Source organism: Candidatus Laterigemmans baculatus (assembly GCF_010367455.1).
Lineage (GTDB): Bacteria > Planctomycetota > Planctomycetia > Pirellulales > Pirellulaceae > Laterigemmans > Laterigemmans baculatus.
Genome location: NZ_WRPR01000077.1, coordinates 192804 through 219381, shown reverse-complemented (window position 1 = coordinate 219381; position 26578 = coordinate 192804). Strand labels below are relative to the sequence as shown.

Here is a 26578-nt window from a genome sequence, read left to right as displayed (position 1 = left end):
CCGCCCGCCTCTTCTCGTAAAATCCAACCGCATCAGCCGCCCCGAGCCTAAAATCCATCAGCGGATGAAATATCCGGGCTAGCGTCCGGTTTTCCCAGCGTTTTCGGAAACCGGGGGCTAGCGCCCGGCGGCTGATTTCGTTACCCAACCTCGGCCGGTTTTGGCGTCGGCGCCGGCTCGGGCAGCGGCTCGGCAGTTCGTGGGGCGGGGGTCGGTTTCGGAATCGCGCTGCGGCGGAACAGCCCCATCAGCTTCTCCTGCGCCGCCAGCGTGAGGCTGAGCAGCGTGGGAACGAGGAACAGCGTAAAGATCGTCGAGACCAGCAGCCCGCCGAGCAGGACGCTGCCCAGCCCTCGATACAATTCGCTCCCCGCTCCAGGGAACAGGACCAGCGGCAAGAGCCCAAACAGCGTCGTGACGGTGGTCATGAAGATCGGCCGAATGCGGCTGCGAGTGCTTTCCAAAATCGCTCGCTGGCGAGTCATCCCATCGTCGCGGATGTGCTGGATCGATTGGTGCACGATCAGAATTGGGTTGTTCACGACCGTCCCGATCAGGATCACGAAGCCGAGCATCGTCAGCACGTCGAGCTGCTGCACCTGGCCGCTGCCGATGCCCCACGAGTCGAGCGCCCCGAGGTACAGGTTCAGCGCCCGCAGCCCGAGCACTCCACCGACCGCTCCGAGCGGCACGCTGAGGATGATCACTAGCGGATAGAGCCATGATTCGAACAGCCCGGCCATCAGCAGGTACGTGATCAGCAGGGCCAGCACGAGATTGAAGCGGAGTGCCTCCCAGGCCTGGCGGAGCTTGTCGGCCGTGCCTCCCAGATCGATCCGGTAGGGACCATTCAGCTGCCCGCTGGCCTCCAGCGGCGCGATGATTCCTAGCTCGATCTTCCGCATCGCGTCTTGCAGAGCGATCGACTGCGGCGGCGTCACATCGACCGTGATCGCCCGCATTCCCTCGCGGTGATCGATCTGCTCGGGGCCCGCGGTCATCTCCACGGTCGCGACCGCACCGAGCGGAACGACCTCGGCCGAAGGCGTCGCGATGACCGCATCACGCAGCGCCTCGGCGCTCTCGGCATAGCGGTCTTCGCCGCGGATCATCAGGTCGATCTTATCGCCATCAAGGAAATAGTCGGCGGCGTACGCTCCGTCGACCATGGCATCGATCGTGTACCCCAGCTCGGTTGTGCTGAGGTCGTTCTGCCGCGTCCGGAACGATCGTGGGCGGACGTGGATCTCCGGAGAGGTCGCACCCAATTCGGGGTTCGCCCGCGTCTGAGTTCCCGGGATCAGCGGTTGCATCCCGGGCGTCTCCGGTTCGGCGTCGGCCAGCGTATCAAGCACTTGCTGGCCCATCGATTCGAGCTTTTCCAAATCGGGGCCGCTGATCTCCAGCTCGATCGTTCGCCCGCCCGAGCGGCCTTGCTCGAACAAACTCGTCTGCTGCGAGGTGATCGTCGTCCCCGGCAGATCGGCCCCAGCGTCGCGGATCAGCGGAAGCAACTCCACCGCTCGCTCCGGGTCGCGTGCCCGCACGCTGATGAACACTCGAAACGTGTCGACCACATAGAAGAAGTCGTCGATCGCCGGCGGGGCGTCTTCATCTTCGACCTCCCCGGCGGCTACGTCCCAGTAGGGGCGGAGATTCTCCTCGAGCTGTTGCCCGAGCCGCATCATCTCGTCGTAGTTGTAACCCTGCGGCGGGCGAATCGTCCCAATGATTTGGTTGCGGTTGCCCGTCGGCAGGTATTCCGCTTCCGGCCAGAGAAGATAGCTGAGCCCGATCGCCGCTCCGACCAGCGCCCCGACTAGCGCCAGCTGGCGAAGCACCCCCGCCTGCAACCAGCGATTCAGCCCGACCACCAGCGCCACCCAGCCGCGCCCAAAGCTCTGGATCCCGCGGACGATTCCTCCGGCGGGTCCGGCCGGCGGCGGTCCACTCTCGAAATCGCTCGTCACAGCCTCGCCATTGACAGCCTCACCATTGACAGCCTCGCCATTCCCCGCACCAAGGGCCTGCTCCCCGCGGCGATGGGCTGGGGGATTATGGGCTGCGGGATTATGGGCTGCGGGGGTGTGGAACAAGCGGATCGTGGCGGTGGGGATGACGGTCGTCGAGACGATCAGCGAGAGGACCAGGGCCGCGCTGATCGCCAGGGCGATGTCGCGGAACAGCTGTCCCGCCTCCTGCTCGACAAACACCACTGGCAAAAAGATCGCCACGCTGGTCAGTGAGGAGGCCAGCACCGCTCCCCAGACTTCGCGCGTCCCCCGCACCGCAGCGGTCAGCGGCGGCTCGCCGAGTTCGTGCTGGCGGCGATAGATGCTCTCCATCACGACGATCGCGTTGTCGACCAACATCCCCACGGCGAACGCGATTCCCGCCAAGCTGATCACATTCAGGCTGCGGCCGAAGAGGTTCATCATCAAGAACGTTCCGATGATGCTGGTCGGAATCACCAGCCCGGCAACCAACGTGGCGCGAGCGAACCAGACGCCGGCGACGACGACCAGCACTAGCGTGAGCACGAACATCCAGGGCGTGAGGTACGTCGCCGCGGCGGCCGAGCCGAGGATCAACGGAATCGCCAGCAGCGTCCGGCCGCTGAGGTGCAGGAACGCCATCAGGACGATCATCGTCAGCGCGCCGCCGATGAAAATGTTCGACTGCACGAGATCGAGCGACGCGTAGATGTACTCGGTCTCGTCGTAGATCTGCGTCAGGTACAGCCCCTGCTGGTCGAGCGGCCCGGCGTTCAGCTTCTCGGTGACCTCCCGCAGCCCTTCCATCACGTCGAGCACGTTCGCGCCGGTCTCCCGGATCACGCTCACGCCGATCGCCGACTCCCCAAACCGCCGCACCAGCCCGGCCGGATCTTTCAGTCCCAACCGGACTTCGGCCACGTCGCCAACGTACAGCGGAGCGCCGCCATCGCCCACGTCGAGCAGCGCTTGCTCGACCTGCTCGGGCGTCTCGAACTGCCCCAGCGTGCGGACGAACCATCGCCGCTTGCCCTCGTCAAAGTAGCCCGCTGGGAGGTTTTCATTGAGCCCGCGAATCGCGTCGCGGACATCGAAAATCGTCACGTCGCGAGCCGCTAACTTGTAGGGATCGACGATCACCTGCAGCTCGTCTTCCAGTCCTCCGTGGACGTCCGACCGAGCCACCCCTTCGACCCGTTCGAACGCCGCCTCGATGCTGTCCTCGACGAACCGCCGCAGGGCGATGATGTTCTGCTGTTTTGGGAGCAGCGACTCGTAGGTCGGATTCTGCTCGACCAGCTCCCGCAACCGCATCATCGCCAGCCCCGAGTTGTGGGCCGTGCGGACGCTCTCGAGCGGTTCGGCCAGCTCGGGATGTTCCGCTGCGAAGGCCGCAAACTCCTCCTCGCTCGGCGGCCGAGGTCCGAGCGTGAACCAGGCGATCGGCTCGTCGGCGAAGTTGGAGGTCGTGATGACCGGCTCGTCGACCGTCTCCGGATAATCGGGGACCTGCTGCAGCTGGCTGTTCACCTTCAGCAGGGCCTCGTTCATGTTCGTCCCAATCGCGAACTCGAGCGAGATTCGACCCTGCGGCCCATAGCTGCTCGAGGACATCTTCGTCAGCCCCTCGACGCTGCGAAGATATTCCTCCTGCTGCTCGATGATCTCCTGCTCGAACTCCTGAGGACTCGCCCCAGGCCACCGCGTGCGAATGCTGATCGTAGGCGTCTGCACCTCGGGGATCAGCTGGATCGGCATCCGGTCGAGCGAAATCAGCCCGAACAGGATCACCAACAGCACGCCCACGGCAACCTTGACTGGATTACGGACGAGAACCTCGAGCAGTTTCATCACGATCCCTCTGCGTAGTCCGGTGCCGCCGGCGCGAGCTTTCAGCGAGTGAGGCTGACGTTGCGGATCCGAGCGATCAGCTCGACGACCTGCCGAGCCCGCTCAAGGCTTCCAGCCTGTTCGATGAAACTTAGCCCGGCTTCAATCTCGGCCATCGCGATCTCGTCGGCCCGAGCCGAACGATCCGAGCCCGATCGAGCGGAGGCTGATGCGGACGCCGGTTCGCTCGGTTTCGCGCGGCGGTGGGTTCTCCGCCCCCCGCTGGCTCCCTGCCCCGCGCTGGCTCCCTGTCCCGCACCGGCTCCCTGCGGCGGAGTGGACGGACTGGCCGAGCCTTCGACCCGAGCCTTTGCCCTCTGCTGCTTCTCAGCTTTCTTCCGCAGCTGCGTGCGGACGTTGGAGACGTCGGCCGCCGTCACGCCGTGCTCGCCGAGCGCGTCGACGATGTCTCGGTTGCGAACCTCCGGATGCGCGTCCATGAACTCGCGGATCCGCTGCGATTTGCTCTTCTGCGGTGCCGCTGCGGCCGGCCGCACAACCTGCGACTGGGATCCTTCTGGCTGGGAAACTCTGGATTGCGCGACTTCCGGCTGCGAGCCCGCGGTTGGAGGCACATCGCCGTCCGGCGGCGAGTCGTGGCTCGCGGTTTCGCCTGGGGAAGATTCGTCATCGGCCGACGACGAGTCGATCGCCAGCGAAGGTTGCGAGGGCTCTTCGGAGCTCGATGTGGAATCGATTCGCGACCAGAAGTCGGTATCGGTGGTGCTCATAGCAGGTCGGGCGCGGAGGGAATCGCGGGTGGAACGGGGAAGGAGTGGAGGATTGGGCGGGACAGTACACTCCCCAGTGTAACTTCTCCACGGGACCGACCGGACCCCCCATTTATCGCCAGCCGAAATAGTGTTCGAGGAACGGCTTTCGCTCCTCGGCGTCGACCGCAGCGTACTGCACGAGCGCGTACAGTCGCTGCTGATCCCGCCGCAGTTTTTCCGCGAACCGCTCCGGGTCGGTCAGCTCCGGCGGCAGCGGACCGAGCACCTCAAAACATTCGGGCGGCCGCGGCCCGGCGACGACCCCGTGCCGATCGAGCAGAGCCAGCACCGTGTCGAGCCGGTGATCGTGACGGCTGACCCGCTGCAATCGCTCGTTGAGCCACTCCAGCCCCAGCCCGCGAACCTCTTCGCCGCGTTCGCTCAAAAAGTGGTAGACGCGGGCAAAGAACTCCGCGTCGGGATTTCGCCAGCCGATGAACTGCATCTGGATCATCAAGTCGTTTTGGTCGTACAGCAGCACGCAGCGACTCGGCTGGCCATCGCGGCCGGCGCGGCCCACCTCCTGGTAGTAAGCCTCGATCGAAGCGGGCGTTTCGGCGTGCACGACAAAGCGGATGTCGTCCTTGTCGACTCCCATCCCAAACGCTCCGGTCGCCAGCACCAGCGGGCACGAGCCCCCCATGAACGCGTCTTGGATTTCGCGGCGGCGATTGCGCGGCAGTCCGCCGTGGTAACCCACATGCTCGATCCCCCGCCGCCGCAACGCTTCGCTCAGTCGCTCAAGCGTCTTGATCAACGTCACGTACACGATCCCGCTTCCCTGCCGACGGACCGAGGCGACGATTTCAGCGATCTGCTCCAGCTTCTCGTCCTCGTCCCAGACCGGCACGACTTCCAGCTCGAGATTCGGGCGGTCGATCCCTTCGTGAAACACGCCCACCTCCTGCCCATCGAGCCCCAATTGATGGACGATGTCATCGCGGACTTCGCGGGTCGCAGTGGCCGTGAGGGCGATCGTCGTGGGGTTGCCGAGCCGCTCGCGGATCTCGGCCAGCCGCGAGTAGTCGGGCCGAAAATCATGCCCCCATTCGCTCACGCAGTGCGCCTCGTCGACTGCCAACAGCCGCACGCGTCGCTCCCCCAGGACGCTGCGAAAGGCGGCTTTGCGAAACCGCTCGGGCGTCACGTACAGCAGTCGATAGTGCCCGGCGGCAATCCGCCGATAACGCTGCTCCCGCTCCTCACGGCCCAGCGACGAATTGACGAACGTCGCATCGACGCCGCGGGCCACCAGCCCGTCGACCTGGTCCTTCATCAGCGCAATCAGCGGCGAGAGGACGACGGTCAGCTCGGGACGCGCCCCATCGGAAGGTGTCGCCGCATCGACCAAGGCGGGGATCTGGTAGCACAGCGACTTGCCCCCGCCAGTCGGCATCACCACCAGCGCATGGCGGCCCGACGCCACATGCTCGATGACCGCTTCTTGGCAGCCTCGGAAGGTGTCGTAGCCAAACACTTGGCGTAGAATGTCGCGGTGCTGCGGAGCCACAGGGCGTCTGGGGTAAGAGGCAGTTGAGTGGAGGCTTTTTGTCGGCGGACTGGAGGTTTCTATCGGAAACCGGCCGGTAGCGAAAACCGGCCCACCCGCTCAAAGCTAGTTGCGAGAAAATGCGGCCGTAAACGTTCTCTCAGACACCCTCCCCCCGGGAGGGTCGCGAGGAACGAGCGGGGAGGGTCTTCTCGGCTTGGCCCCACGAGACGGCACGATCGCAGGGCGCTGCCCCTCCCCGGGCCTGAGAGCCCGACCCTCCCCGAGAGGAGGGTGCTGTTGTTTTGAATCACAGGAATCCAGCTTTGAACGACCCCAACCATGTCTTCGTGTGGCGGACCTACCGAGGCGTTCCGTTTCAGCACCACGGGGTCGAGCTAGGTGACGGATCAGTAGTCCACTTCACCGATGGCCGCGGCGGGATCGCGCGGCCGGGTCGAGGGGCGGAACATTTTCGCGTCTGCCAGACTCCTTGGGAACAGTTCTCGCCCGAGGGGATGGCGATGGTCCATCGCGTCAGACATTCCGCTCCGCTGGCTCCGGAGAAGATCCGCCGCCGGGCGCTGCGGATGGTCGGCCGCAGCGGTTATGACTTGGTCAGTTACAACTGCGAGCACTTTGCCCTGTGGTGCGTGACCGGGCATTTTCACAGCCGCCAAGTGGGGATCGCGATGGAGCGGGTCGCGGCGGCCGCTGCCAAAGCAACGATGAGCGCAGCGGCGCGGGCGGGCCTCCGTTCGGCGCTGAAGCTGACCCAAGCGGCCGTCACGGTCCGCCGCGTGGCCCATCCGGCGATGCTCGTTCCCGACGCAGCCCAGTGGGCGACCGAAGCGGTCGGCCACCACGTCGGGCTGCGCGATCCGCAGAAGCGCCGCGCCGCCGGAAGGACCGTGGGAGCGACGACCGCGGCGCTCGTGGGTCTCCCCGGCGGCCCGCTCGGAGTGCTAGCCACGACGACCCTCTGGGCAATCGGCGAATCGGCCGCCCACCTCGCCGAACACGCCACCACCCGCAAACCCAAACGCACCCCCCGCACGCCAGCCGTTCCAGGCTGAGCAGACGTACGTCAGCCTTTCCAGGCTGACCAGACGACACCCTCCCCCCGGGAGGGTCGCGAGGAACGAGCGGGGAGGGCTGTGCGCGAACTAGGAGCGTGAGCGCGCCCTCAATTCGGCTCGCCCTCCCCGGGCCTAAGAGCCCGACCCTCCCGGGGGGAGGGTAATGGGGAAGAGCTGTGTTCTGACAGAGCCTACCTGAACCGCCCTCGTCGGCTTTACTCCCGCGGCGAGTCCTCTCCGGCGACTCGCCCCAGAGCGGCGGCGGACGGATCGAGCCACTCGAGCCGCGCCGCATGGTCTGCCGCGGTGAGCCGATCGCCGCGGCGGCTGGCCGCGAACAGCCCGATCGCCAGCGCCGCGACGCTCCGCCTTGTCTCGATCAAGGCATGCAGATCGGCACGGCAGCGTCGACAGGCATACCGCTCTTCCGCACCGGGAGTCGTTTGGCTTGCACCGCAGACGGGACATTCGAGACGTCCGCCCACCGAGGGATTCTCGCCGGACATGCTCGGTCAAGCCTCATCCAGATAGAACAGCAGATCGTCGAGTTGAGCGGCGAGGTTCTTAAACTCTTCCTCGTGCTCGGCGTCGGCGGCCTCGCGGAGTTTTGTGAGCAGCAAATCCATTTCCTGCACATCCGCCTCGCTCGCTTGCCCGCGGACCCGCTCCACCTTCGCGCGGAGCGTCCGTAACTCGCCGATCGCCGGCCGCTCATCCGGCTCGCCTCCCTCCTGCTGATTGACATCCGCTTGATTCGCAGCCTGCGCGAGCTCACTCGGCTCGCTCTGAGCCTGTCCCTCGGTGGCGGACACCCCGGCGGCAGCGAGGAGGCTTTCGCCGAGCAGATTGCCAAGCCGTTCTTGGGAGGCGCGATGCTGCGCGGCCGGGTCGGAATCGGCCGCCGTTTCGGTTCCCCGCTGCAGCCTCGCGGCCGCCTGCTGGCCGGTCACGCGATCGACCGCGCGGACTTCGACGATCCCGTTGAGGTTGACTGTAAAGCGAACTGAAATCGGGCTTCCTTCGGGGGCGTGGGGGCTCAGATCCTCGAGCATCAAAGAGCCGATGCGCTGATTCCGCTCCACCTCTCGCGATTCCCCCTGAAAGACTTCGACCTCGACCGCTTCCTGGCCGTCGTAGGCGGTTTGAAATGTCTCGGAACGGATGGCTGGCAGCGGCGTGCGGCGGGGGATGATGGGGGCGAAGATGGTGGTCGAGCGCATCGGATCATGGCTGTCGAGAACGCGGATGCCGAGCGTATGCGGGGTGATATCGACCAGCACCCGTCCGACCTGCTCGCCGGCGATCAATCCCCCCTGCACCGCCGCTCCGAGGGCGACGCACAAGTCGGGATCGATCTCGGCCGACGGCTGTTGCTCGAGCCGCGCAGCCAGCAGTTGGCTAACCGCTGGAATTCGCGTGCTCCCCCCGACGAGGATCACTCGATCGAGTTGACCGGCGTGCATTCGGGCGTCTTCGAGCGCGCGGTCGACGCACTGGATGGTCCGCTCGAGCGAGGGCTCGATAAGCTCTTCGAAGTCGCTGCGTTCGAGCTCGGTTTCCAGGTGGAGGTCGCGATCTCCGCTTTTCAGGAACTCCTCGCGGACCGCGGTGAAGGTTTCAAAGCTGAGTCGCTTTTTCGCCTCCTCCGCCGCTCGCAGCAACCGGGCGGCCGTCGCCACGTCGCCTCGCAAGTCGAGCGGCGCGGCTCCCCTGCCCGACTCGCTCCCTTCGAGGCGGTCGACCAACTCACTCCGCAGGAGCTGATCGAAGTCATCGCCGCCGAGATGCGTGTCACCATGGCTGGCCAGCACCTCCACGACTCCACCCTCGAGCGAAACGATGGACACATCAAACGTGCCGCCGCCGAGGTCGTAGACCAGAATCCGCTGCTGCTGCTCGCAGTTCGGTTCATACACCAGGGAAGCGGCGGTCGGCTCGTTGACGATCCGGACCACGTCGAGCCCCGCCAAGCGACCGGCCTGCCGCGTGGCCTCCCGCTGTGAATCGTTGAAAAACGCGGGAACCGTAATCACCGCTTTGGTTACCGGCCGCCCCAGATCGGCCTCTGCCCAGCGGGCCAGAGTCCGCAGGATGATGGCCGAGACCTCCGGAGGCGAGAGCCGCGATTCGCCCAAAGGGACTTCGATCTCGCGTCCCATCTGCCGCTTGATCGAGCGAATCGTCCGCTCCGGATAGAGCACCGCCTGATTGAGCGCTGCGGTGCCCACCAACAGCTCGCCCGCAGGGTCGATCCCCACGACGCTCGGCAAAATCCGCTCCCCGTTCTCGGGATTGGCGATCACTCGCGGCTTTCCATTCTCCAGCACCGCGACAACCGAGTTGGTGGTCCCCAGGTCGATGCCCAAGATCGGTTCCATCATCTTTTCTCGCTTTGGAAACCGGACGCAAGAAGCGTGGCGGTCAATTGAAACACTGTCCAACGAAAACGCAATCAAAAATCAAGCCGATCCCCAGCTATTCGCCAGCCGCCTGAGCGGCGACCTGAGCGGAGCGGAGCACGCGCTCGCCGCGGCGGTACCCGGGCCGCAGCACCTGGGCGACCGTGCCCGCGGCCACCGGCTGGTCGGTGACCACTTCCAAGACCTGCATGCAGTGCGGATCAACCGGTTCGCCCACTTGCCCGATCCGTTCAATTTGGTGTTCGCTGAGGTGGTTCTCCAACCGGCTGGCGAGCAACCGCACCCCTTGGGCCAGTCCGGCAAGCCGTCGATGCCGAGCCTCCCAGGTTTCAGCGAGCGAATCCCGAGCGGCCGCCAGCGATCTGCGGCTCCACCAGGAACTCCGCGGCGGCGGTGGCGGCGCAGCGGGCCAACTGACCGCCAGTGCCTCGATCGCTTCGTGGAATCGTCCCACCGCTTCGTCGACGTCGATCAGGCTCTCGATGAGTGAAGCGGCGAGCCGTTCGGCATCGAGCTGTTGCACGATCCGATCGGCAGTGGCGACCAACCGATCCGCATCCGCTCCCACTCGCTCGATCAACACGCGGCTGCTCTTGGTCTGCAGCTTCAGCTCGTGCCGCAGCGCCGTCAGGCTGGCCACGACCTCGAGCAGCCCGGCGAGCGGAGCCCCTGATTCACGCCGCGCCTCACCCGCTGCCGCATCAGAGGATAACTCCGCCGGCTCGAGGCTCCGCAGCTGTTCGCGGCCCGCTTCGGTCTCCCCGAGCGTGTCCACCCAGCCGCTGAAACGCTCGATCCACTGCTGGCGGGTTTGCTCCCAGGAGGGCTCGGCGGCGGGGGACGGTTCTGGGGAAAAGGCCTCGTCGGATCGGTTCGATTCGTCGCTTGCCATCGGCTAACTCAAAGTCCTCGCTAGGGCTCGCCTGCGGAGAGCAGCAGGTCGGTGGGGATCCGCCGCGGCTTTCGCGGTTGTTGGTTGACCAGTCCGAGAAAATCGACAGCCCGCTGGTCGAGCAAACGCTGCGACCACATCCGATGTGGATCGCTAGCCGCGTCGTAGGCCTGGCGAATTTCGGCAAACCGTTCGGGTTCGCGGTCGGGCGGAAATTGGCGGACCAGCTCCAGGTATCGGGTGCGGAGTTGTTCGGGAGTGCTCGTCGCGAGGACGCCGAGAACTTCGAACGGGTCGCGGTCAACAGGTTCGCTGGGTTCGCTGGGTTCGCTGGGTTCGCTGGCGAAAGGTTCACTGGGGTCCATCGACGGGTTCCTGCTCGAATCTCGGAAAAGGCGGACGTCTCTCCTGCGGGGCCACTCACCGCAGGCCCAAGACTTCGATCGCCTCGGGGCCCAACTGCTGAATCATCATTCTGATCATGATGCTCCGCACCGGTGGCGGCATTGCGTCCATGGAGGCCTTGATGATCCGCGTCCTTTCCTCCGGCGATTTCGCTTTCTGAATGTCGATCTCGAATTGATCAATGATCCGGGTGAAGTGCATCTGCAGCCCCGCCAGATCATCAAGCCCAACATCATCGAAGTCGTCTAAATCATCGTCCTCGTCGAATTCATCCGAGTCATTGTCAAAATTGAACGGGTCGTCCTCGATTCGCCGCCGGCACAAATCCAGAAGTTCCTCGGGCAACGCCACCTCGGGGTGGCGTTCACTCTCATCGATCGCCCGCTGCAGCGCGAACCGCTGATCGTATACCGACCCGAAGAACCCGGCGAGAAAGAGAATGCTCGGCTGATGCCGCATCGAGGTTCGAAATTTTTTGTAGATCGCTTCCGCCAACTTCCCGTCGTCGTCCAAAGAGTAATGGCAGACCACAAAATCGCGGACGTCTTGGGGAGTCCAGTCGGCGAGTCGAACCGTCAGGCAACGCCGCAGGTACTTGAGCACTTCGCGGCGGTGGGTGACCGCGCCGGAGTAGTTCTTCGGATGCACGAGGAGAGGGGTCATCAAGCGGGCAAGTTCGGCAGCACGGGCCGGGACTTTCTCCTTGACAGCCGTTTCGCGAAGCTGCCGGAAGTTCCGCTTCACCTCGGCGGGCAGTTTCATCCGCGTCGCATGGACTTCCATCAGCATCGCCAGGCTCGCCTCTCCAATCCCTTTGCCGCGGGCTCGGTCGAGGCATTGTTCGGCGGCGCCCGAATCCTTGCGTTTGTACTCCACGGCCGCGGCGAGCAGATCCAACACGTAGGCAGGCATCGACTCGGGCCGGAGCGTTTCCAGCTCACGGATCGTCGCGAAGGCTGCGGGGAAGTCGCCTTGCACGGCGAGGCTTCGCACGCGGTCCATCCGCATCTGCCAACCCGCTCGGCGAACCCAAGCGTCGCGAGGGGCCACACGTTCGAGTTTTTCCACCACTCGGGCGAACTCCTGAGTCTCGCCGGTCAGCTCCAGCACTCCGCCATACCGCCGCAGCGCCTCGGCCTGATCGGGATGCGCGTCGGCGTGCCGCCGCAGTACCGCGACCAACGCGGAGTCGGGGGCTTCGTCAGAAGAGTCGATGATTTTCTCGGCCAACTTCACCGGAGCCTCCCATTCCGGTGAGGCTTCGCTGGTCCGCTGCAGCAACCGCAGCGTGAATTCCCAGGCTAGTTCCACCAGCTTCGCACGCTCGCCGCGGCGCTTCGAACGACGCCGACTCGATGCCGAAGCCGCTTTATGGAAATCGAAGTAGAACTTGGCCAATTCGAGCGAAACGACGGAGCGAATTGCCGCCCGGTCCTGCGGGCTGAGCGACTCGTAGCTGTCGAGTTCCGCAAAGTACTCCTCGAGCTGCGTCGCCGCATCGCGGAGCTTTGCGGCAGTGTTCGACTGCGGATCTAACAGGATCGCCAGCGCCGCCGCCAATTTGTAATCCCGGTCCCATCGCGGCGGAGGAAGCTGACGCTTCATCTCCGCGACTGCGCGGGGATGGCGCGACTCGGCAATGCAACTCCAGGCCCGGTCGCAGAGCTGCTGCAGCCACTCCGCGGCATACTGGCCGCTCCGCACGAGCCTTCCCAATTCGCTGACGACCCGCAGCGAATCCTCATCCACCCAAGCTCGCCGCAGTCCCGCGACGGAATCGCGAGACGGTTCATCGACAGCCGATTGCAACCGCCGCAGGGCGGCTGCCGTCGGCGGCGGATCATCCCCCAAGGTGCGGGACTCGAGGGCCAGCAGCACGCCGGCGATCCGCCGCGGCGGACGCTCCGGCGGCAGCCGCTTCCAGACCTCCTCGGCCGCTTCAAAGCCGCCGTCGTAGTAATGCGTCAGCCCCCGGATCAACAACCGCCAAGGAGCCAATGGAGAACGAAAGCCAATCCCGTTGACTGCGGCGAGTCCCGCTTCGTGGTCCCCCGACTCGACAGCCCGCAAACCCCTGCCGACCGCGTCGACTTCCGCGGCCAATCCCTCCGAGAGGCGGTCCCGAAAACTGGCGTTGCGGATCGCCATGTCGACGACCGAGGCGAGCAACTGCGGATCGGCTTCCGGCGTCAACCGCTCGCCGAGCAACAGCGAGCGAAATCGACCGGCGCGGCTCGCCCACGATTCGCGCGACGGCAACTCTGAATCCGCCGACAACTCCTCCAAGCGGCCGACGAGACGGGCGGCCAGTTCCGCGTCCCCGCGCCCAGAAACCATCGCCTCGAGGCGCATCGCAATTGCCTGGGCGAGCAACTCGCGATGCTCGGGCGTGGGCCGACTCGCCACCAATTGCTCGGCAAGCACCAAGGCTTCAGCAGCAAGCCTTCGCCCCAGCGACTCGCGGACCGCATGAGCGGTCGCGCCTTTCGCCGCCGGTTTGCCACGCCCCTTTCGCTTCTTCGATTTTGACAACGTTTCTCTCCCCCACCTGCGGCTGGCGTCACCGGGACGGCCTCCGCGTCAATCTCACCCCGCCCGATTCTAACCCTGCCTCGCAGGTTCGTAACCCGAGGGAAAGCGGACGCAGTGGTCAGCCCGGGACGGCTCGCGTACGTTAGGCAATGCTCCACTTCCTCCTCCTGCGGCGATCCACCATGACTTCTCTCCTGCGTTTGCTCGCCACGCGTGGCGGTGGAGCGATCCTCCTGACACTGGGGCTCTTCGCGACAGCCCACGGCGCGGAGCCCGATTCGCTGCGGGTAGCCCGTCTCGAGGTCGCCGAGATCGAGTTCGTGTTCGCGACGCCTGAGCAGGGACGGGCCATCCTCTCGCGACGCGACGCGTACCTCGAGCGGCTCAGCCCGTTCGACCGCCAATCGCGGCGTCAGAGCCGAGAACCGGTCGACGAGGCGGAGTACCTGGAGTTCGTCCGCGGCGAAGTCCGTCCCTGGGAACCGGCCGAGCAGGCGAGGGTTGCCGAGCTGCTCAAGTCCCTCGACACCCCGCTCGCGAACCTTTCGCTCCCGCCGCTCAACACCGTCCACCTAATCCACACCAGCGGGCGAGAAGAATCGGGAGCAGCCTACACCCGCGGGTCCGCGATCGTGCTCCCAGCCACCCGCCTGCAAAGGGCCGACCAGGACCAGTTGAAAACGCTCCTCGCCCACGAGCTGTTCCATGTGCTCTCGCGGCAGAACCCCGAGCTTCGCGACCAACTGTATGCGCTGATCGGGTTCGCTCCGAGCAATGAAATTGAGCTGCCCGAATCCTTGGCAGCGAAGCGGATCACGAACCCCGATGCGCCGGCGATTGCGCATGTGCTGCAGCTCAAACTCGCCGACGACTCGATCGTCTCGGTCGCTCCGGTCCTGTTCGCCAACGCCGACTACGATCCCGCTAGCCGGGCCTCGATGTTCGCCTACCTCACGTTTCAGCTGATGCAGGTGCAGCCGGACGCCGAGGGCCAGTTCCAAGCGGTGCTCGAATCCGGAGCGCCAGTCTTCCACAGCCCCAGCGAACCCGATTACCGACGCCAGATCGGCCGCAACACGGGCTACATCATCCATCCCGAAGAAGTGCTCGCCGACAATTTCGCCATGCTCGTGACCGGCAACACCGACGTCCCCGACCCCTGGCTCCTCGACGCCCTCCGCAAAGCCCTCTGACGTCAGTCTTTCCAGGTCAGACACCTGCTGATTCTGTCAGAAAACCTGGAGCCGACGGCGATAGCCGCGGGTTCTGCAGCAGAAGGCCCGAGGCCGCGAGTCGCGAAGCTAGCGTCTACGGCTTGAACCGTCCGAACTCATCGCGATTTCTGCCAGAGGTCTAATTCTGTCTTGAGAGGCGGAGGACCAGCTTCCGGTCCGCCTCGCTCAACTTTTGGATTGGCACTGAGATTTCCTCGCCATCGGACTTCCGGAGCTTGACGAATCCCTGTTCGAATCCGATATAAGTTGCCGTGACCTTGAACTTCCCGCTCACGTCGGACCACTCGCGCTCGCTCGGTTCACTCCGTTGCTGCGGGCCCTGCACTTCCGCGAGAACGGCTTCCGTGATGATGAGGTCGTCGCGGCTCATGTCGTAGGTAAAAGCGGGCCAATCGTCCCAGTTGCAGCGGACCGTGCCGTCCTCATGGACCGCCACCACGGTGACCACCTCCCATCGCCTCGCGTAGCAGGCCCCGAGTTTCATTCCAGGCTCGAGCGGTGTCTGAGCGTCGACCGCAGCCGCATCCTCCGGAAGCGGGATGGTGATCGGATAGCGTTTGATGTTCCTGGAATTCGAGTCGCGTAAGCCTGCTGCCGCAGCACTCATCCGCTCGCGGATCGCGGCAGCCCTCGATTCGGCCGGCGGCGACATCGATGATGCGTCGGGACTCCCGGCCGGGTTCGGTCCTTCCGTACCCACGATCAGATCGTCGCGGCTCCTGTCGTAGGTGAACGCTTCATTCGCTCCAGAGGGCTCACGTTCCCCGAACGGCTCATCGACCGCCTTCAGCCAACCCGGCTCACTCCGCCCCCTCGGCTCTGTTGGTGATGCCTGGGCTACGGCCCGCGCCGAGGCCACCTCGGTGCCAGCCATTCCAGGGGTCCGCCCATCACCTGAACGAAATGCGTGGTAGGCCCTGAGCAATTCGTCGTAGGCGGCCCGCTCTTTGGGTCCCATTTCGATGCGTTGCGCGGAGCCATCTCGGTAGTGGATCACAAGGTCTTCCGCAGGCCTCCGCTTCCGAACGATCGGTTTCTCCTCGCGTGTGATATCGGCTATCGTCTCAAACGGAACCTCTCGATCCTCGGTAGCGAACCAGATCACCGAATCGCGGAGCACCACGCGGTCCGGGTAGATGGTAATGTGAGCCATCCATGAACTCGGCACGCCCAGCAAGAGAATGAGTCCGCCCCCCATCATCAAACCGCAGCCTCCGAGCAGGGAGAGCACATTCTGCAGCTTCCACCGGGATCGGGGTGGCTGGTGATAGCCGCCATAAACATCTGCAACGGCCGACTCTCTCGCAAAGAGGCCGACGAGACAGAACGCGACTCCAAACCCGAATACAACACAGCCAACGGCAGCCAGGAGCAGCGTATTGAGCGGAGAATTGCTGTAAATCGTCGCGTCTCCCTGCGTCACCGTATTGACCATGCAACCGGTGAGGCTGGTCGCCCCGAGAGCCAGCAGTCCCAAGGCGACCCGGCGACGCGGGGATCGGCGCCCGGCGATAGAGGCTGACATCAAATTACTTCCCCCAAAAATAATCCTGAACTTCAAAGCCAGCAGCGATTTCCATCCACGCAGACGTCGCCCCCGATCGAGATGGGGGTTCGACGCGGCCAGCAGAGTAAAGTTCCCGAGCCTCCTTCCGCGGCCCCTGTCCCCGACGATCGATTGATGGCGGAATACGACCACCCTTTGGAGCCGACCGATCCGCCGACCACCGCGCAGCGGATCGCCGCCTATGCGGTGCATGCTTACACGGCCAGCGGGATCGTGTTCGTCTTTCTGGCCACCGCCGAGCTGTTCTCCGAGCCGCCCGACCCGCGGCGATGTTTTCTGTGGCTGCTAGCCGCGGTCGCGGTCGACGCCACCGATGGACCGCTCGCCCGGCGGTGCCACGTTCAAACGCGAGCCCCAAAAACATCGGGCCGCAAGATCGACGACATCGTCGATTACCTCAGCTTCACTTTCGTCCCGTTGCTGCTGGTCTGGCGAATGGACTGGCTGCCGCTCGCGACCAACGCGTCGTGGATCTGGGTCGCCCCGCCGCTCATCGCCAGCTTGTTCGGGTTCGCCAGCACCGAAGCCAAACATGAGGAGGAAGGTTTCTTTGGCGGCTTTCCCTCCTACTGGAATATCGTCGCCTTCTACGCCGGGCTGTGGTTCTACCGCGTCGGCCCCTGGCCGCTGGTGATCCTGCTCCTAATCCTAGCGCTGGCGACCGTGCTGCCGTTCCGGTTCATCTACCCGAACTTGGCTCCTCGACCCTGGCGAACGCCGCTGCTCGTCGGTGCCGCGATCTGGACGCTGCTGCTGATCGCAATGCTGCCGAGCTATCCTCACCCGCCGGCTTGGATGGTCTGGCTGTCGCTCCTCTACCCGCTGTTCTACACCGGCCTCTCGTTCTACTTGGACGTCCAGGTCCGCCGCAGACGCTAGGCTCTGTCAGGGAACCCGGCGATTTCTATCTTTTGAGCCGTAGGCGCTAGCCTCGGGCCTTCGCGAGCCCAGAGTATCCGCCGCAGCACCCGCGGCTAGCGCCGTCGGCTCACCCGCGGCTAGCGCCGTCGGCTCACCCGCGGCTAGCGCCGTCGGCTCAAATGCTTCCTCGCGGAGCCGGCCCGCCAACACCACGAACATCGCGGCGGCGATGCCGACGGCCGAAAGCTGATAAAAGGTCAGCCCCGCGTAGAGGATCGGCTCGGGGCGGAGGAACTCGCTGAAAAAGCGAAACACCGCGTAGCCGATGATGTACAGCGGCATCAGGTTTCCCGCCCACCACCGCGGGCGACTCGCCGCGGACTTGCCTAGCGCAGCCACGGCAAGGATCGCGGCGCCCAGGTGAAAGAAACTCTCATAGATCTGCGTCGGGTGCCGCAGCAGTTCGCCGCCGTCGGGCGCGGTCGCAAAGGGGAGCCCCCATGGCAGCTCGGTCGGTTTGCCAAAACAGCATCCAAACCCCAAGCACCCCAAGCGACCGATCGCGATCGCCACGGCGACCGGCACCACAAACGTGTCCCCGGTGCGAACCCGCACCTGCAACGACCACTTTGCGACTTCGACGCCCAGATACCCGCCGGCCAAAGCCCAGAGAATCGTCTTCCCGTCGGCCAACCAGGACACCAAGCCGAGTTCGGCATGCTCGATGACGAACGGGATCTTCGCGGCGACGGTCGCTCCCACCAGTCCTCCGGCGGCGATTCCCAAACGCTGCAGACGCGGGAGCGCGAGCGGCTGCTGGAACCGGCGGAGCAGCAGCGAAGCGGCGACCGCTGCGACCACCATCGCCGCCGTGTAGAGCCAACGTTCGCCGGTCACACCCCAAACTCCCGGGTGTCGCGAGAACCACTCGCATCGGTTGCCCGAGTAGCGCTGGCTTCGCCGGCCAACTCGGGCAGCGGGAGATGCCCCGGACGGTACAGCGTGTTGTAGGCGCAGAACGGCACCACATGGCCGCTCGGCAAGACATGGTGCGTGCAGCACTTCATCAACTGCCGCGTGTCAAAGTTGTAAGCGTCCAGAAACGAGGTGATCGTAATCCGCAGCAGATTGCTCGCCCCAGCCTCGCCTGCGAGGACTTTGGCAAAGAACCGCTGCAGCACGGGATCGACCGAGTTCCAGTCGGGAGTGGACACGGGAGCGGACGGAGCGTTGCCGAGCGAGACCAGCGGCGTCGCCGGCGGACCGCAGCCGCAGTCGCTGCCACAGTGGCTCGCGCGGGACAAAAAGATCTCGATCAGCTGCCGCGATTTCTCCCGCGTGAAACTGATTCCGCCAGCGAGCAAGTCGAGATTGTCGATCGCTGCGGCGTACCGCGTCAGCGGGACCAGCCGATCCGCCTCACGCGCCGCGAGCAAAATCTGGTGACAGTTGGGATGGGCGCAAGGCAGCGGCGAAAAGTCCTCGGCCGCAAGCATCCCGCGCGAGGCCGCGGCGAGTCCTTTGATGCAGTCGGGGAAGGTGATCCGGTCTTCGAGATCTTCCGCCGCCAGGTGACGACCGCTGTAGGTGGCCGGCTGCAGGGAGAGGCCCGTGACGTTCGGCCGAGCGAGCGCGGTCTCGAGCAGCTCGCGGTAAAAGCCCTCGGGCAGCGGAGCGACCAACGTCGCCACTAGCGTGACGTGCAGACCGGCCGCTTGCAGGTTGTCAAGGGAGCGCTGCTTGAGTTCGGCCAACTCCGCCCCACGCAGCCGCTCCAGATAGCCGGCGTCGCTCCCGTCGTACTGCAGATAGATCTCGACTCGCTGGCGGCGTTCCGCCAGAAACTCAACCAGCTCGGGATCGCGGGCCAGCCGAATGCCGTTGGTGTTGATCATCACGTAATCGATCGGCCGTGCCAGCGCCTCGTCGACGATCCGGCGAAACTCGGGATGCAGCGTCGGCTCGCCGCCGGACAACTGACAGACCTCCGCTCGTCCTTCGACGGCGACCAACCGATCGAGGCTGGCCAACACCGCCTCGAATGAATGGTGCTGCTGGCCCGGTCCGCTCCCCGCAAAGCACATCGGGCAACTCAGATTGCAGCCATCGGTCAACTCGACCAACCCGATGCAGGTGTGCTGCTCATGGTCGGGGCACAGCCCACAATCGTACGGACAGCCCCGGCGGGTGGACGTCGATCGCTCACGCGGCATGACGCTCGGCGTGTGCCCCTCGGGGCGATCCCACCAGCCGACGTCGCTGCAGACGAAATCGTCGCGCTGGCCATGCGTCGGACACCGCTTCCGCAAATAGACGCGGCGGCCCCGGACGATGATTTTTGCCGGGACCACCTCCATGCACTCCGGGCAGAGCGAATCGGTCAGCCCGATCATCGTGTGCTCGGCCCGCGGACGGCGATCCGGATGAGCGGCATTGGGATAGCGGGGCACTGCGTTCATGGCGTGCGATCCCGCGGGGTGGCGAAGGGATCGCCCGGCCCGATTTGCTCGCTGGCCGGCGGGGGTGACGAGGCCGCCAGCTCGGCAAACCACTGCTTTCGGTAGCGATGCTTCAGGTACAGCCGCAACAAGCCGGTGAAAATCAACGTGCAGCCGAACACGACGGCGAAGAACACCACCGTCGCTCCAATCGTTCCCCGAGCCTCGACTTGCTCCAACACGATCGCCACGGGAATGGCCACGACGAGGCAGACGGGAATGAAGGCGACGTACGCAACGACACCGAAGGCGGCGGAGATCAGCAGATAAATCGGCCACTCCACGTCGACGCTGGAGTGCAAGAAGCGGACGAGGACCGCGATCAGGGCGAGCCCGAGGACGGGGAGAAGCAAGCCGCCGATGGCCGCGCTTTCAGACTCGATGGCCAGCGCCACCCCGACCCCACAGATCAGCCCGAGAACCAGTGTCATCAATCCCCAGCCGCCGCTCCAGGGTGCCACCGGAGCTCGCAACTCTGAACCGGCGATCGTGCCCCGCGCCGTCTCCTCGATCCATTTTCCCTCGAGCGGCACGGCGTAAGGATTCTCCTCCCCACGGCCGGCAGGTCGATCGGGTTGCGGCTCGGGCGGTTGATCGGAGGGGTCCATGGAGTTCACCGAAGCTTCGCCATGACAGAAGGATGTGGTTGAGGGGGGCAGAGATCTTCTCCTTGTTATACCGGCGTTCTACCGGCAAACAGCGAGCCTGCAGCGAATTCGGTTCGGGAGGCGTGGGACGCGTGTAGAATCGGAAAGACCGCGTCGGTCCCGGCGTGCTCCAGTTCCCCGGATCCCACGGATCTTCGTTTTCGAACTTCCCGTTCCATCCGCGTTCTCCATGCTATCCGCGGTCCTCCCCCCTTTTTCGTGCATTTCCCTGTCCTTCCGTGGCCTTCCGTGTCCTTCCGTGGCCCCCATTCGTCTAATTCGCGTCATTCGTGGTTGTTTCCCCGGCCGTGCGTTTCGTGTTGCGTGCCACCCGCGCCTCCCGGTTGATTGAAGAATGTTTGGTCTCCGCCCTGCTCTGCCGGTCGCTGCCCCTCTGCCGGTCGCTGCCCCTCGGCTCGTCATCGCGCTGCTTGCTTCGCTGCTCGTGCGGAGCGCCGTCGCCGCCGAGCCCACGCCTTCAGCGTCCGATGCCTCGACCCCACCCGCATTCAACACCGACGTCCGTCCGCTGCTGGCGGCCAAGTGTTTTGCCTGCCACGGACCGGACGAGGAGAGTCGCGCCTCGGGGCTGCGGCTCGACACCTTTGCCGGGGCCAGCGAAGACCTCGGCGGCTACCGCGCTCTGGAGGCGGGCGATGCCGAGGCGAGTGAGCTGATCGCCCGCGTCAGCAGCGACGATCCCGACATGCGGATGCCGCCGGCCGAGGCAGGCGAACCGCTTACGGCCGCAGAGATCGAGACGCTGCGACGCTGGATCGACGCGGGCGGAAACTACGACGTCCACTGGTCGTTCACCCCGCCGGTGCGTGCGGAGGTTCCCCAGGTGTCGGACTCGCAGCAGCCCGCCCCCTGGCCCGCTAATGCGATCGACGCGTTCGTCCTCGACCGCCTCGATACCGAAGGACTCGTTGCCGAAGGGCTCGCCCCAGCGGCCGAAGCCGATCGGCTGACGCTGGTCCGCCGCCTCTACCTCGACTTGATCGGCCTCCCCCCGACCCCCGAAGAAGTCGATGCGTTCCTCCGCGACACGCGTCCCGACGCCTACTCGCGATTGGTCGACCGGCTGCTCAGCTCGCACCACTACGGCGAGCGCTGGGCTCGCGTGTGGCTCGACGTCGCCCGCTACGCCGACACCAACGGCTACGAAAAGGATCGCCCGCGTTCGATCTGGCCTTATCGCGATTGGGTGATTCGGGCGATGAACGAGGACATGCCGTTCGACGAGTTCAGCATCGCTCAGCTGGCCGGCGACATGCTGCCGGGCGCTGACACCGACGACCGGATCGCCACCGGATTCCATCGCAACACGATGCTCAACGAAGAAGGAGGCATCGACCCGCTCGAGTTCCGGTTCTACGCGATGGTCGATCGCGTCGCGACGACGGGGCTGGTGTGGATGGGGCTGACGACCGGCTGCGCCCAGTGCCACAGCCATAAATACGATCCGCTCAGCCACACCGATTACTACCGCTTGATGGCGCTGCTGAACAATGCGGACGAGCCCGACCTGGTCGTCCCCGAGCCGAGGATTCAAGCCCGGCGCGAGGCGATGCTGGAGGAAATCGCGGAGCTCGAAGCAGCCCTGGCCGAGCAGTTCCCGGTGGCGGAGGGGACCCCGGCAGCGGACAAGACTCTCGAGGCGGACAAGACTCTCGCAGCGGCACTCGACGCCTGGATTGCCGACCAGCAATCGCGGGCCGAGCCCTGGAGCGTGCTTCGCCCGGAACGGATGGAGACGAATCTGCCGCGTTTGGAGCTCCGCCCCGACGGCTCGATTTTCTCCAGCGGCGACATCACCAAGCGAGATCTGTTCGAGCTGACGATTCCGCTCGACTCGATTCGCTCGCCCAGCGGCGAAGTTTTGCGAGGCCCGATCACCGCCCTGCGGCTGGAAGTTTTGCCCGATGATTCGCTCCCGGCGGGCGGCCCGGGGCGCGGCTATTACGAAGGGCGGCGGGGCGACTTCTTCTTGAGCGAAATCACCGCCCGCGTCGGCGACACGCCGCTCGAGTTCGCCGCCGCCTCGCACAGCTACGGCAAGATCTCGGTGGGCAGCGGCAGCGCCGACGCGGCAAACGTGATCGATGGCAATGGCTCGACCGGCTGGTCGACGGCCGAGCGCGAGGGGGAGCCGCATCAGTTGGTGCTGCGGCTGAGCGAACCGCTGGCGATCGAGCAAGCCGAGCTGCATCTGACGATGCTGTTTGAGCGGCACTTTGCCGCCAGCCTGGGCCGCTTTCGCTGGTCCGCCACCGATGCTGCGGGCGAGGTCACCGCGAGCGACTTGCCGACCGAATTGGAAGCCGCTCTCGCCGCCGATCCAGACCAGTGGACCGCCGAAGTCCGCGACCAACTGCAACGGCACTTCCTGCGGACCACTCCCGAGCTGGCTGAGGCTCGCAAGCCGATCGAGCGGCTGCGCGAGCAGCTGCCCGAGCTGCCGACGACGCTCGTCCTCAGCGAACGCCCGGCCGACAACCCGCGGCCGACGCACCTTCACCATCGGGGCGAATACCTCAGTCCCCGCGAAAGAGTCCAGCCAGGCGTGCCGGAAATTTTTCCGCCGCTGGCCGAAGGGGAACCGGCCAACCGCCTCGGGCTGGCCCGGTGGCTCGTCAGCGACCGCAATCCGCTCGTGGCTCGCGTCACGGTGAACCGTTCGTGGCAAGCGATCTTCGGCCAGGGGCTGGTTCCTGGCAGCGGCGATTTCGGCACCCAGACGCCCCCACCGACGCACCGCGAGCTGCTCGATTTCCTGGCTGTCGAGCTGATCGAATCGGACTGGTCGCTCAAACACCTGCACCGCTTGATCGTGACCAGCCGCACCTATCGTCAGCAGTCCGCGGCGGAGGAGGAACTGTGGCGCCGCGATCCGGAGAATCGTCTGCTCGCGCGCGGACCGCGACACCGTCTCGACGCGGAGATGATCCGCGATGCGGCGCTCGTCGCCAGCGGACGGTTCAGTCGCGAGTTGGGGGGCCCGAGCGTCTATCCGCCGCAGCCACCGAGCGTCACGGCGCTGGCGTACGGCAACACCCCGTGGCCCGTCTCACCAGGAGGTGATCGCTACCGGCGTTCGCTCTACACGTTCGCCAAACGGACCGCGCCGTTCGCCGCCTATGCGACGTTCGACGCGCCCACCGGCGAGAACTGTACGGTTGTCCGCGACCGCAGCAACACGCCGCTGCAAGCACTGACCCAGCTGAACGACGCAATGTTCCTGGAGCTCTCGCAAGGCCTGGCCGAGCAAGCGGTCGCCGCGGCCGACGCCCCGGATCAACGACTCGAGTGGATCTTCCGCCGCTGCCTCTCGCGGTCCCCCACCGACGCCGAGGGCGAGGCGATTCTTGCTTTTCGCGAAGAACAATTGAAGCGTCTTCAAGAGGAACAACTCGATCCGCGAGCCGTCGCTGGACTGCCGGCCGCTGAACCAGCAACCGAGCCGGCGGCAGCCGAGCTCGCTTCGTGGGCCATGGTGGCTCGCGCGATTATGAACCTCGACGAAATGATTACCAACGAGTAGGCGGACGCAGCGATGAGGCACGAGATAGCACCGCAAGCCCGACGGCACTTCTTCCGCGACTGCGGAGTGGGAATCGGCAAGATGGCGCTGGCGACGTTGCTCGGCGGCGCCGCGGCCCGCTCAGCCCGCTCGGCTCGAGCCTCCGAAGCACCGCCGGCGACCGGTGCTCCTTTGGCGACCGATTCCCCGCCGGGAGTTCATTTTCCGCCCCGCGCCCGACGGGTGATCTATCTGTTCATGGCCGGCGCGCCGAGCCAACTCGATCTGTTCGACTACAAACCAAGGCTGGTGGAATTCGAGGGCCAGTCGATCCCGCCCTCCGTCATCGAAGGCCAGCGGTATGCGTTCATCCAGCCCGATGCCGCGGTCCTCGCTCCACGGTTCAAGTTTGCCCGCCACGGCCAAAGCGGTGTGGAGCTGTCCGAGATGCTGCCGCACACCGCGGGGATCGTCGACGATTTGGCATTCATCCGCACCGTCCACACCGACCAGTTCAACCACGCGCCGGCGCAAATTTTCGTGAACACCGGGAACGCGATCCCCGGGCACCCGAGCATGGGAGCGTGGCTGAGCTACGGCCTCGGCAGCGAAGCGGATGACCTGCCCGCCTTCGTCGTGCTCGAGAGCGGCGGCAGCCTCAGCGGTGGCGCGGCGATGTGGAGCGACGGGTTCCTCTCCGGCAAACACCAAGGCGTTCCCTTCCGCAGTTCGGGCGACCCGATCCTGCACGTCGCCAATCCCCCCGGCTACGACACCCGCGCTCAGCGTGATTCGCTCGACCTGATCGGCCAACTCAATCGCCAGCGGTTTGCCGAAGTCCACGATCCGGAAATCGAAACCCGGATCAGCGCTTACGAGATGGCGTTTCGGATGCAGATGCGAGCGCCGGAGCTGATGGACTTCTCCCAGGAGACCCCGAGCACGCTCGAGGCGTACGGTGCGGAGCCGGCGCGGGGCAAAGCGAGCTTTGCGAACAACTGCTTGCTGGCGCGGCGGTTGGCCGAGCGGGGCGTCCGCTTCATCCAGCTCTACCACAGCGGCTGGGACCACCACTCGAACGTCGAAGGGGGGCTGCGAAAGCAGTGCGCCGAGACCGATCAAGCGTGCGCGGCGCTGATCCGCGACCTCAAACAGCGGGGCATGCTCGACGACACGCTCGTCGTCTGGGGAGGTGAATTCGGGCGGACGCCGATGGTCGAAGCGAGCGCCGCCCTCGGTCGCAGCATGGGTCGCGACCACCACCCGCAAGCGTTCACCGTCTGGATGGCTGGAGGTGGAATTCGCCCCGGAGTCTCCGTCGGACAGACCGACGAGTTCGGCTTCCATCCGGTCGAGTCGCCCGTCCACGTCCATGACCTGCAAGCGACGATCCTGCACTGCCTGGGGATCGATCACCGCCGCCTGAGCTTCAACCACCAGGGGCTGAACGTGCGGCTGACCGGCGTCGAAGAACACCACCCCGTCGAGCCAGTCCTGGCGTAGCGTTACGCCAGGCCCCGTCGGAAAACCAAGACATCACCCTCCCAGGGCTGGGCTCTCAGGTGCGGGAAGGCGAGGAAGAGCCGTGAGAATCGGTTGGGATTACGGCAGCTCAAAAACTTCGCGGCCAGCACGGGTCGAGAGCGCCTGCCAGACGCTCCGCTCGAGCGTCTCGGCGACGAACCGCGTCGAGCCGTCCATCAACGTGACGCTGACGCCGCCCGGGTGATAGCTCCGCGCGGTCACGACCGCGTAAGTCTTAGACGTCGTCGACTTCCCTTCCTGCATGTTGTTCCAGTCGACGTCGTACGTCACGCCGCCACTCGCGTAGGGAACGATCGTGTTGGGCGTGAAAGTCGTGGTGAAGCCGGTCTGGTGCACGCGACCGTCGACCCACTCGGTGTGCCCTGAGTTGCTCTTGAAGTCCCCGCCGAGGCTGGCGACAGCGGCCGGATCGGTCGGCATCGTCGGCGCGTCGAGCGCAGCGTTGCGGAAGTAGGGGTTGTAGGCTTTGACTTCGGCGAAGGCCAAAGTCTGGCTCAAGCCGTCGGTGCAGTCGCGGAAGCGAAGCTGCTTTCCCGAACCAAACGCGCCCTCGCCCGTGGTCCGCGTGGCCGGATCGTAGACGAACCAGCGGCCCGCGTTGTAGGCGTAATTCAGCGGATAGTGGTACGGCGCTCCGTCCTTGAGCCGCAACGTGTCCTGAGTCTCCGAGGGGCAGAGATAGGTCGGCACGCGGAACGACTGCAGCGGCAGCGTCCCTTCGGCGGTCACGATCACCGCTTGGCTGTAATCGTTCTCGAAGTCGATCTCATTGGCCAAGTTGACCTGCTCGAGGAAGGGGAGCAAAAACGCCTGGGCCGACCAGCCGTCGGTCGCGACCGGCGGCTTCTGCCAGCCGTACGGCAATTTTTTGTAAGTGCTCTCGAAGTTGTGGGTCGCCAAGCCGATCTGCTTGAGATTGTTCTGGCAACTCATCCGGCGGGCCGCCTCCCGGGCCGCTTGGACCGCCGGCAGCAGCAGCCCCACCAGAACGCCAATGATCGCGATCACGACCAGCAACTCGACCAAGGTAAACCCACGTCGCTCCAGGTGTCGCACCACGTTTCGACTCGCCTAGCGAAGTTAAATGAGACTCAGTTTCAACAGCAGGCGGTGTAGTCTAACCGCCGCTCGGTGGGAGTCAATCCAATTTCGGGGCTTCCCTCCGGCTTGGGTGGCGGGTCCCCGTCGGAGCCGAGGTGCCCGATGGGCCCGATGGGCCCGATGGGCC

At 65.3% G+C, this 26578-nt stretch carries 18 protein-coding genes; 5 read left to right on the top strand and 13 right to left on the bottom strand.

Annotated features, from left to right (window positions below; genetic code table 11):
* Window positions 1-140: 140 nt before the first annotated feature.
* The 3 genes from GNK13_RS15785 to GNK13_RS15775 all read right to left on the bottom strand — a co-directional run bounded on the left by GNK13_RS15785 (window position 141) and on the right by GNK13_RS15775 (window position 6167).
* A complete protein-coding gene (locus tag GNK13_RS15785) occupies window positions 141-3845 on the bottom strand; it encodes an efflux RND transporter permease subunit (RefSeq protein WP_164103513.1) in 3705 nt (1234 codons plus the stop codon).
* Between the two features lie 41 nt (window positions 3846-3886).
* On the bottom strand, window positions 3887-4615 hold the full coding sequence (locus tag GNK13_RS15780; protein WP_164103512.1) for a hypothetical protein: 729 nt from the start codon (window positions 4613-4615) through the stop codon (window positions 3887-3889).
* A 112-nt stretch (window positions 4616-4727) separates the two neighbouring features.
* On the bottom strand, window positions 4728-6167 hold the full coding sequence (locus GNK13_RS15775) for a RecQ family ATP-dependent DNA helicase (protein ID WP_235935237.1): 1440 nt from the start codon (window positions 6165-6167) through the stop codon (window positions 4728-4730).
* A 305-nt stretch (window positions 6168-6472) separates the two neighbouring features.
* Between GNK13_RS15775 and GNK13_RS15770 the strand changes: the two genes are divergently transcribed.
* Window positions 6473-7222 carry a lecithin retinol acyltransferase family protein gene (locus GNK13_RS15770; protein ID WP_164103511.1) on the top strand — a complete coding sequence of 250 codons (750 nt, stop codon included), beginning with the start codon at window positions 6473-6475 and terminating at the stop codon, window positions 7220-7222.
* Between the two features lie 218 nt (window positions 7223-7440).
* Here GNK13_RS15770 and GNK13_RS15765 read toward each other — a convergent pair whose 3' ends face one another.
* The 5 genes from GNK13_RS15765 to GNK13_RS15745 all read right to left on the bottom strand — a co-directional run bounded on the left by GNK13_RS15765 (window position 7441) and on the right by GNK13_RS15745 (window position 13474).
* Complete coding sequence (locus tag GNK13_RS15765; protein WP_164103510.1) at window positions 7441-7731, bottom strand: hypothetical protein; 291 nt, start codon at window positions 7729-7731, stop codon at window positions 7441-7443.
* Between the two features lie 6 nt (window positions 7732-7737).
* Entirely contained in the window at window positions 7738-9603 is a 1866-nt protein-coding gene (locus tag GNK13_RS15760) for an Hsp70 family protein (RefSeq protein WP_164103509.1), read from the bottom strand.
* A gap of 97 nt (window positions 9604-9700) precedes the next feature.
* Window positions 9701-10537, bottom strand: coding sequence for a nucleotide exchange factor GrpE (grpE, locus tag GNK13_RS15755; RefSeq protein ID WP_164103508.1), 837 nt, complete (start codon window positions 10535-10537; stop codon window positions 9701-9703).
* A 20-nt stretch (window positions 10538-10557) separates the two neighbouring features.
* Window positions 10558-10902: a J domain-containing protein gene (locus GNK13_RS15750; RefSeq protein ID WP_164103507.1), complete on the bottom strand. Its 345-nt coding sequence runs from the start codon at window positions 10900-10902 to the stop codon at window positions 10558-10560.
* Window positions 10903-10957: 55 nt separating this feature from the next.
* Window positions 10958-13474, bottom strand: a complete 2517-nt coding sequence (locus tag GNK13_RS15745; RefSeq protein WP_164103506.1) for a tetratricopeptide repeat protein — start codon at window positions 13472-13474, stop codon at window positions 10958-10960.
* 182 nt (window positions 13475-13656) lie between these two features.
* Here GNK13_RS15745 and GNK13_RS15740 point away from each other — a divergent pair, with 182 nt between their 5' ends.
* Complete coding sequence (locus tag GNK13_RS15740; protein WP_164103505.1) at window positions 13657-14667, top strand: eCIS core domain-containing protein; 1011 nt, start codon at window positions 13657-13659, stop codon at window positions 14665-14667.
* A gap of 160 nt (window positions 14668-14827) precedes the next feature.
* On the opposite strand, the gene GNK13_RS15735 is transcribed toward GNK13_RS15740, so the two are convergent.
* Entirely contained in the window at window positions 14828-16234 is a 1407-nt protein-coding gene (locus tag GNK13_RS15735; RefSeq protein ID WP_164103504.1) for an SHD1 domain-containing protein, read from the bottom strand.
* Between the two features lie 156 nt (window positions 16235-16390).
* On the opposite strand from GNK13_RS15735, the gene GNK13_RS15730 reads away from it, so the two are divergent.
* The gene (locus GNK13_RS15730) at window positions 16391-17155 is read left to right on the top strand and encodes a CDP-alcohol phosphatidyltransferase family protein (protein ID WP_164103503.1); all 765 of its coding nucleotides are present in this window, start codon (window positions 16391-16393) and stop codon (window positions 17153-17155) included.
* 6 nt (window positions 17156-17161) lie between these two features.
* Here the strand turns inward: GNK13_RS15730 and GNK13_RS15725 are convergent, their stop codons facing one another.
* The 3 genes from GNK13_RS15725 to GNK13_RS15715 are packed head-to-tail and all read right to left on the bottom strand — an operon-like array spanning window position 17162 to window position 20252.
* A complete protein-coding gene (locus GNK13_RS15725; RefSeq protein ID WP_235935236.1) occupies window positions 17162-18034 on the bottom strand; it encodes a prolipoprotein diacylglyceryl transferase in 873 nt (290 codons plus the stop codon).
* Entirely contained in the window at window positions 18031-19596 is a 1566-nt protein-coding gene (locus GNK13_RS15720) for a radical SAM protein (protein WP_235935230.1), read from the bottom strand. The genes GNK13_RS15725 and GNK13_RS15720 overlap by 4 nt, the downstream gene beginning before the upstream one ends.
* Window positions 19593-20252 (bottom strand): hypothetical protein, encoded by a 660-nt coding sequence (locus GNK13_RS15715; RefSeq protein ID WP_203329091.1) that lies wholly within the window; start codon window positions 20250-20252, stop codon window positions 19593-19595. Before GNK13_RS15715 ends, GNK13_RS15720 begins: the two co-directional genes overlap by 4 nt.
* Window positions 20253-20637: 385 nt before the next feature.
* On the opposite strand from GNK13_RS15715, the gene GNK13_RS15710 reads away from it, so the two are divergent.
* Window positions 20638-23826: a PSD1 and planctomycete cytochrome C domain-containing protein gene (locus tag GNK13_RS15710; RefSeq protein WP_164103501.1), complete on the top strand. Its 3189-nt coding sequence runs from the start codon at window positions 20638-20640 to the stop codon at window positions 23824-23826.
* A gap of 12 nt (window positions 23827-23838) precedes the next feature.
* On the top strand, window positions 23839-25308 hold the full coding sequence (locus tag GNK13_RS15705) for a DUF1501 domain-containing protein (RefSeq protein WP_164103500.1): 1470 nt from the start codon (window positions 23839-23841) through the stop codon (window positions 25306-25308).
* Window positions 25309-25407: 99 nt separating this feature from the next.
* On the opposite strand, the gene GNK13_RS15700 is transcribed toward GNK13_RS15705, so the two are convergent.
* Window positions 25408-26406 carry a DUF1559 domain-containing protein gene (locus GNK13_RS15700; RefSeq protein WP_235935224.1) on the bottom strand — a complete coding sequence of 333 codons (999 nt, stop codon included), beginning with the start codon at window positions 26404-26406 and terminating at the stop codon, window positions 25408-25410.
* Window positions 26407-26578 lie beyond the last annotated feature (172 nt).

Bases quoted from the DNA above. Each gene is read 5' to 3' on its own strand.
- GNK13_RS15785 (WP_164103513.1), bottom strand. From the start codon at position 3,845: ATGAAACTGCTCGAGGTTCTCGTCCGTAATCCAGTCAAGGTTGCCGTG.
- GNK13_RS15780 (WP_164103512.1), bottom strand. From the start codon at position 4,615: ATGAGCACCACCGATACCGACTTCTGGTCGCGAATCGATTCCACATCG.
- GNK13_RS15765 (WP_164103510.1), bottom strand. From the start codon at position 7,731: ATGTCCGGCGAGAATCCCTCGGTGGGCGGACGTCTCGAATGTCCCGTC.
- GNK13_RS15760 (WP_164103509.1), bottom strand. From the start codon at position 9,603: ATGGAACCGATCTTGGGCATCGACCTGGGGACCACCAACTCGGTTGTC.
- grpE (WP_164103508.1), bottom strand. From the start codon at position 10,537: ATGGCAAGCGACGAATCGAACCGATCCGACGAGGCCTTTTCCCCAGAA.
- GNK13_RS15750 (WP_164103507.1), bottom strand. From the start codon at position 10,902: ATGGACCCCAGTGAACCTTTCGCCAGCGAACCCAGCGAACCCAGCGAA.
- GNK13_RS15740 (WP_164103505.1), top strand. From the start codon at position 13,657: ATGACTTCTCTCCTGCGTTTGCTCGCCACGCGTGGCGGTGGAGCGATC.
- GNK13_RS15735 (WP_164103504.1), bottom strand. From the start codon at position 16,234: ATGTCAGCCTCTATCGCCGGGCGCCGATCCCCGCGTCGCCGGGTCGCC.
- GNK13_RS15730 (WP_164103503.1), top strand. From the start codon at position 16,391: ATGGCGGAATACGACCACCCTTTGGAGCCGACCGATCCGCCGACCACC.
- GNK13_RS15720 (WP_235935230.1), bottom strand. From the start codon at position 19,596: ATGAACGCAGTGCCCCGCTATCCCAATGCCGCTCATCCGGATCGCCGT.
- GNK13_RS15710 (WP_164103501.1), top strand. From the start codon at position 20,638: ATGTTTGGTCTCCGCCCTGCTCTGCCGGTCGCTGCCCCTCTGCCGGTC.
- GNK13_RS15705 (WP_164103500.1), top strand. From the start codon at position 23,839: ATGAGGCACGAGATAGCACCGCAAGCCCGACGGCACTTCTTCCGCGAC.